At 62.2% G+C, this 6780-nt stretch carries 6 protein-coding genes; 3 read left to right on the top strand and 3 right to left on the bottom strand.

The window, feature by feature from the left end:
- Nucleotides 1–152: 152 nt before the first annotated feature.
- The 3 genes from FPZ47_RS25730 to FPZ47_RS25720 are packed head-to-tail and all read right to left on the bottom strand — an operon-like array spanning nucleotide 153 to nucleotide 2580.
- Nucleotides 153–623, bottom strand: a complete 471-nt coding sequence (locus FPZ47_RS25730; RefSeq protein ID WP_144956836.1) for a Zn-ribbon domain-containing OB-fold protein — start codon at nucleotides 621–623, stop codon at nucleotides 153–155.
- Entirely contained in the window at nucleotides 620–1762 is a 1143-nt protein-coding gene (locus FPZ47_RS25725; RefSeq protein ID WP_144956833.1) for an acyl-CoA dehydrogenase family protein, read from the bottom strand. Before FPZ47_RS25725 ends, FPZ47_RS25730 begins: the two co-directional genes overlap by 4 nt.
- Nucleotides 1759–2580: an SDR family NAD(P)-dependent oxidoreductase gene (locus FPZ47_RS25720; RefSeq protein WP_144956831.1), complete on the bottom strand. Its 822-nt coding sequence runs from the start codon at nucleotides 2578–2580 to the stop codon at nucleotides 1759–1761. Before FPZ47_RS25720 ends, FPZ47_RS25725 begins: the two co-directional genes overlap by 4 nt.
- Before the next feature lie 117 nt (nucleotides 2581–2697).
- Between FPZ47_RS25720 and FPZ47_RS25715 the strand changes: the two genes are divergently transcribed.
- The 3 genes from FPZ47_RS25715 to FPZ47_RS25705 all read left to right on the top strand — a co-directional run bounded on the left by FPZ47_RS25715 (nucleotide 2698) and on the right by FPZ47_RS25705 (nucleotide 5932).
- Nucleotides 2698–4143, top strand: coding sequence for a class I adenylate-forming enzyme family protein (locus FPZ47_RS25715; RefSeq protein ID WP_144956828.1), 1446 nt, complete (start codon nucleotides 2698–2700; stop codon nucleotides 4141–4143).
- Nucleotides 4144–4335: 192 nt separating this feature from the next.
- Nucleotides 4336–4839, top strand: coding sequence for a DUF732 domain-containing protein (locus tag FPZ47_RS25710; RefSeq protein ID WP_246133613.1), 504 nt, complete (start codon nucleotides 4336–4338; stop codon nucleotides 4837–4839).
- Nucleotides 4840–5317: 478 nt separating this feature from the next.
- A complete protein-coding gene (locus FPZ47_RS25705) occupies nucleotides 5318–5932 on the top strand; it encodes a hypothetical protein (protein ID WP_246133612.1) in 615 nt (204 codons plus the stop codon).
- Nucleotides 5933–6780: the final 848 nt, after the last annotated feature.

Genomic DNA, 6780 nt, shown 5'->3' with positions numbered 1-6780 from the left:
ACCTATTCTCGACGAATATCGTTCGCCAGCAAAGGCTTTCCCCGGCGTGTCTCGACTTACTTACGAACTCCTTAGTAGCTGGTCATCTCACGTCCTCATCGACGGTTTGACCGTTGACTGTCACATTAGCAGCATCTGGTCCAGGGACGTGATCAGTTTCTGACTGGGCGAAACAACGGCAACCACACCCGGCTTTCTTCCTCGCCCGACAACGCGGTCCAGTCTTCGAAAAAAACTTCGACGGCCATCCCGACGCTGATCTCGTCCGGGGCAACGTCGACCACGTTCGAAATCAGCCGTGTATCGGGCTCCTCGGCAAGCTCGACCATCGCCACGATGTATGGCGGATCGAAACCCGGAATCCAGCTCTGGCGGTTGACGGTATACGCCGCGACGGCCGCCCGTCCGGAGACAGGCTCCGGTGCAACGTCGGTGCTTCGGCAACGCCAGCAGGCCGGCCCCGGCGGGTGAAAGAAGTGGCCGCAACCATGGCAGCGGGTGATCAGCAACTCGCCGTTGCGCCCCCCGGTCCAGAACGCATGCGACTCGGCGGTTGGGCTGGGCGCCAATCGCAACTGGGGGCGCTCGTAGGCGCCGTCTGTCGAACCGATCTCGACTGTCATGATCCAACCAACGATCGACCAATGACCAGCCGCTGAATCTGGTTGGTGCCTTCGAAGATCTGAGTGATTTTGGCTTCGCGCATGTAGCGCTCGACACGGTAATCCCTGGTGTAGCCGTAGCCGCCGAAAACCTGCACGGCGTCGGTGGTGACCTTCATTGCGGCGTCGGTGGCGATGAGCTTTGCCACCGAGGCGTTGCGCGAGTATGGCAGTCCGGCGTCACGGCGGCGCGCCGCGTCCAGGTACGTGGCGCGCGCAGAGTCGACCGCGGCGGCCATGTCGGCCAGCAGGAACGCCAGGCCTTGATGATCGATGATCTTGCGGCCGAAAGTCGTCCGTTGTTGGGAGTAGGAAACCGCCTCGTCGAGTGCTGCCTGCGCCAGCCCGACGGCCACCGCGGCGATGCCGAGGCGTCCGGAATCCAGTGCGCTGAAGGCGATCTGGAGGCCCTGGCCCTCGGCGCCGATCCGACGTTTGGCAGACACGAACGCATTGTCGTAGTGCGCTGTGGTGGTCGGGATGGCATGCAAGCCCATCTTCTCCTCGGGTTTGCCGAACGTAAGTCCGTCGGTGTCCTTTTCGACCAAGAAGCATGAAATGCCTTGTCCACCTTCGCCCGTGCGGGCGAAGAGGCTGTAGAAGTCTGCTATGCCGCCGTGGGTGATCCAGGCCTTGGCGCCGTTGACGCGGTAACCGCCATCGACCGCGGCGGCCTTACAGGTCAGTGCGGCGGCGTCGGAACCGGCCTGCGGCTCGGACAAGCTGTAGGCACCGATCGTGTGACCACCCAGCATGGTCGGCAGCCACTGCTGTCGTTGCTCGTCGGTGCCGTACGCGATCAATGGATGGCAGGCGAGCACGTGGACGCTGACAGCCACGGCGACTGCGGCCCATCGAGCTGCCAGTTCCTCGAGAACCTGCAGGTATACCTCGTAGGGTTGTCCGCCACCGCCCCATTCCTGCGGGTGCGGCAGTGTCAGCAGCCCAGTCTCACCCAGAGTCGCGAAGACTCCCTCGGGGTAGGCCTCGCTCTTCTCATGCTCGTCGACGATCGGATCGAGCACCTTGTCGCCAACCTCGGCGGCCAGTCGAACGAGTTCGCGTGCTTCGGGCGTCGGCAGCACTCGTTCGATAGTCATGAATGGCTGTCCTGCCACTCGCAGCCCGTGAGCTCAGCCGAGATATCCCACAACCGTCGCGCGCTGTCCGCGTCGCGCGCCTTATCTCTGAGTTTGGTGGGCTTCGGTGTGCCCCACTGGTGCATCAGGCCGCGCGGCGCAATGTAGGTGCCGTTGGGCAATGTCGTGGTGATCGCCTGAATGGTCGAGCGAGCCCCGTCAGCTGGGCGCTGTGCGATGCGCGGTGAGAGCACTCGGCCCGCCCACTGCAATACTCCCGAGCCGTTACGCGTGATCCCGGTGTCGGTCATGCCGGGATCGGAGGCATAGGCGGTCTTGCCGCGGGCGACCAATTCCCGCACAAACAGCAGGTTCGCCAGCTTGGATTCCCCGTATGCCGACCATGGGTTGTAACGGCGATGGTGATAGTTGAGGTCATCGAAGTGCATGCGAGCGGTGGTGTAGTTGGTGCTGGCCACCGCCACGACCCGGTCGCGGATCCGGTCGCCGAGAAGGCAGGTCAACGCGAAGTGGCCAAGATGATTAGTGCCCATGTGAGCCTCGAAGCCGTCCGCGGTTCGAGTCAACGGCAAGCCCAACACACCAGCGTTGTTCACCAACACGTCGACATAGTCGACGGTGTCGGCGAACTTACGCACGCTGGTGAGGTCGGCCAGGTCTAACTCGCGCACTTGGACATCGCCGGGCATCGACGAAGCGGCGTCATACGCCTTCGGTGGGGTGCGGCAGGCGATCACCACTTCGTGGCCGGCGGCGGCCATCGCATGGGCGGTCGCCTTCCCGACGCCACTATTCCCGCCGGTGACAATGATCCGCACGCAGCCGGCCCTCCTTTGTGACATTTCACGTAAACAGTAAACTATTTATCGTTTTGATGAAATGGCTAGGAGAGACACGATGGCTTTCCGCTCGACGAGTCCGGTTCACCCACTCGGATGAAGTGGCTGGAGCGAATCTGCGCTGTCCACGAGCGCAGTGAACGTGCAGCGGTCATCGGCGAAGCGGGCTGTGTCACTGGGCGTGAACTGATCGGCATGAGCGTCACAGCTGCGGACCTGCTCGTCGATCTCGACGTTAAGCCAGGTCAGCCCATCCCTGGGTTGCTCACCATGAACGCCGATGCGCTGGCATTGCTGTTCGGCGGTGCCGCCGCCAACCGACCACTCGCTCCGCTCGGACCGAGGCAGACCGCTGCGGAGTTGGCCGAAACGGTCGGCCGGAGCGGCTCGCCGGTCTTTCTCGCCGAGGCGGCGTTCGCCGAGACGGCTCGGCAGGTCGCCGCCGCGGTTGGGATACGGGCGGTGACAATACCTTCCCTGCCGGTGTCGAGGCGCCCGTTGCATCCGGAACCAGCTCCCACGGCAATCTACCTGCACACCGCGGGAACAACCGGACTTCCCAAAACGGTCCCGCTCACCGAGCGAGTGCTAGGCGCTCGCGCCGAGCTGCTAGGCCGCTTGATCGGAATCGGCCCCGACGATCGCTATGCCACCGGCTCACCGTTGCATCACATCGGGGGACTGGGCAACGTCCTGGTAGCGCTCACGGCCGGGGCGGCAGTTATCCCCACCAACAGGTTCTCGTTCGACTGGTGGCGCAACCTCAAGCAGCTCCAGGCCACTCATTGTCTGCTCGTGCCGACCATGATCGAGATGTTGCTCAGCGAACGGCTTCTCGCCGCAGTTCCGCTTAAGACATTGATCTATGGTGCCTCGCCGATCACCGTCGAGACGTTGCGACGGGTCCTTGACGTGCTGCCAGACGTCGCCATGGTCAGTCTCTACGGCCAAACCGAGGGCAGCCCAATCACCAGCCTGGGCCCAGACGATCATCGATTGGCCGCGGTCAAAAATCCCGAGATCCTCTACAGCGTCGGTCGGCCGGTGAGCGGGCTTCGTCTGCGAATCGACGAGCCGGACCGGGCAGGAATCGGCGAAGTGTTCGCCGCCGCGGCGCACCTTTCCGCCCAGGCCGCCGATGGATGGTTGCACACTGGTGATCTGGGTGCGATGGATGCCGACGGTTATCTCCGTCTTTGCGGTCGTCGGCACGACATGGTGGTTCGCGGTGGGGAGAACATCTATCCGCTAGAAGTCGAGAATGTGCTCAGCGCCCACCCCGCGGTTGCCGCGGTCGGCGTTGTGGGCGTGCCAGACACGCGACTCGGAGAAACCTTGGCCGCGTTCATCGTTCCGACAGACTTGGCTCATCCCCCACGGCCCGATGAGCTAGGGTCCTTCGCCCGGGTGAAGCTCGCCGGCTTCAAGATTCCGCAATATTGGTATTCGGTCACCGAGCTGCCGCTGAGTAGTGCCGGCAAGGTCGTTCGCGCCGCACTTCGGGCGTCACATCTTGCGCGTCAGCACGGCGAGTCAACGTGAGCTATCTGTACACGCTGGACCAGGAGGCGGGGGCGTCGCGTTCCCGAGGATCTGGCCAAGACGCAACTTTCGGGGCTCTACCCGTTGGCTCAATTCGCCGAAGGGAATCCCGAACAGCGCCAGCTAGTGGCTGGTCTGGCTGGACTTGCATCGTGAGATCACTGGACCTTATCCATTATATAGTTTAACGTCTTGATCGATGCCCATAGCCGTGCGAAGCTGGTCGGCTCAACAGGTGGAACGAGGGGCACATTTCATGGGACCGATTGCGGCGACGCTAGTCATTGGTTCGAGCCGCCAGCCATGAAGCGTTGGAAATCGCTGGTCGCTTTGATCGGCGGCGCAGTTGCTGTCGGCGGGCTGCTGTTAACGCCACCGCCGCGGGTACATGCCGCTCCCGCACCCGAAGTCGAGTACGTCTACGACGTGGTGGTGCGGCGGCATTACGGATTTCCGGACAACGACGCGCTTAGCTACGGCCACGGAATCTGCGATAAGGTCGGTCGGGGGGAGGGCTACGGGCAAGTCATGGGTGACGTCAAGAGTGATGTCACCCCCAACGACGAGTTCGCGGCTAATTATCTGGTCTCGTACGCCGTCAACTTGCTTTGTCCTGAGCTGATATGGCAGCTAAGGAACTCGGCGGCCGGCTACCAACCCCCAGGCGGAGCAGCCGCGCCCGGTACCTATTATTAAGTCCGGCCTTCTCGTACTCACTCAGGGGCCGGCTGTCTCGGCACTCGAGGTGACGTCGGGTGGTTGACACCTTGATCGTGCGGTCCTTCATGACTATTTCGATCGCCGCCGTCCTCGGGTACTAATTCCGGTGACCGATCAACACCCTCCGCATCAAGCGCGACGCACCCGCTTCCGAACCAGTGACGTCGCCGCAACGATCCGCTGGGTACGCCATTCGCTTCAAGGTGGTTCCGCCACACTTTTCCGAGGATCGGCGTAATTTCGTCGCGTGCACGCGAAACAAATATCTGTGTTAGCAGCCAGCTAAACTGCTGTGCACCATCGGCTTTCGGTTACTACAGGCCGAGAGCGACGCGATCGAGGTGACGACCATTTGCGCGGCCTTAGCGGGCCGAGGCGCAGTGGCGCCCGGCGCGATCGCGGAAATCATCCTGGGCGGCGACCCGTGTCACGGTGTTCGGGCATCATCGGATGAGTGATCGCCGATCCGGCCCCAGATGATGATCACTGGCGCCGAGAAGCTGTCGAGCGGATGAACAGAGCTGTCGATGTTTTGAACCGTATCGAATCCAACGACCCCTACCCGGTCGAACCCGACAGCGACCTAGCCGGCGACCGAGCGCAGATCCCTGAGTTATGGGTAGACCCTCGCCACCCGGCGACTCAAGGTGGCAGTGGATTACCTGGCCGGTATACGCGAACTGATGAACGGAGGCCGGCACTACTACGCGCCGTTCGCGCCCTTGCGCGCCTCGCTGGAGAGCAGTGCGCCGCCGTCTGGTTGCTGGAGCCCGACGACCGCAAAATCCGCCTGCAACGGCTCGTCGGCATGCACATCGATGACAGCAACAACAAAAAAGCCGTGCAGTCCATGTTGCCCGAAGAGTTGCGTGATCCGTACGATCACGAGCCAGGGATCAAGCGGATGGTCACGGCGTCCAGATCGCCTCGCAGGAAGTGCAAATTCCCCGACTACACGTCCCTGCTGAAGGAGATCGACAACCTACCCGGGCAGGGTGCGTCGCTTCTACTGGCCTGGCGCGTCTGCTCCGGTTCGCGCATGGCCTCAGTTGGGCGACGACCGGGCTGATCCCGCAGTCCAACCTCGAACAGATCGGGCCGACCTTGCACCGATTCGCGTCTTCTCCGAACTACCAGCTGGTCGCAACGCTGGACAACACCGCGGTAAGAACAATGGAACGCGCGAGCTGCCTGTTCGAGGTGCGCCGCATCAACCGGCCGCACGGCATCACGTTCAAGTTCATCCCGCAATAACGCTACACCGCCGCGGGAGGCGACCGCCAAAACAGGATAAGCGTGAAAGGCGTTGGCCAGCGGAACAAATCACTATCCGCGGCCGGCAAAGCCTAGCGGGGGCCGCCGAAACGTGTTTGTTAGAAGCATCTTTGATGATTCGAGGCGGGCGGCACCCTGGAGGTGTGGCTCCTTCGTCGCCAGATCCGTGATTACAGGGAGCGGTGACCGGCCCGGTCAGCCATTGAGGCGCATCGCCCGCTGCGCGGGACGGAAGCAGGCATGGTATTCACCACGCCCAGGGCCGGCTATTTCATCTTTTACGGGATCAATCGCGTTGCAGCTGACCGGGTGCTATCGGCATCGGTGCGGTGGCCAGGCCATGCTGGGGGTCGAGCCTCCGAAGTTGTGGACAACCGGACGGTTCTAGGATCCGCCACGAAGATGAGAAAAACTCGTCCGCCATTTCGATGAGAATTCTGCAAACCTACAGGTAGAGGCATCAGCGTCCGCCACGTAGTTTGCGAACCTACAGGAGTAGCTGTCGGTTCTCAAATGCGGTGCCACCGTCTCACGTTCGATTTCATCCCGATGTCATTAATGACATTGTCATTTGCCACGATGATGGGACCACCGGTTGGCCAGTAACTATGGACCACCTGTTTGGCTCATTGGGGATGATCG

This window comes from Mycobacterium helveticum (assembly GCF_007714205.1).
GTDB classification, from domain to species: Bacteria; Actinomycetota; Actinomycetes; order Mycobacteriales; family Mycobacteriaceae; genus Mycobacterium; species Mycobacterium helveticum.
This window is presented reverse-complemented; position numbering and strand designations above follow the sequence as displayed.

What these genes read in the sequence shown, in the direction of transcription:
- FPZ47_RS25730 (WP_144956836.1), bottom strand. Translation starts at nt 623, where the DNA reads ATGACAGTCGAGATCGGTTCGACAGACGGCGCCTACGAGCGCCCCCAG.
- FPZ47_RS25725 (WP_144956833.1), bottom strand. Translation starts at nt 1,762, where the DNA reads ATGACTATCGAACGAGTGCTGCCGACGCCCGAAGCACGCGAACTCGTT.
- FPZ47_RS25715 (WP_144956828.1), top strand. Translation starts at nt 2,698, where the DNA reads ATGAAGTGGCTGGAGCGAATCTGCGCTGTCCACGAGCGCAGTGAACGT.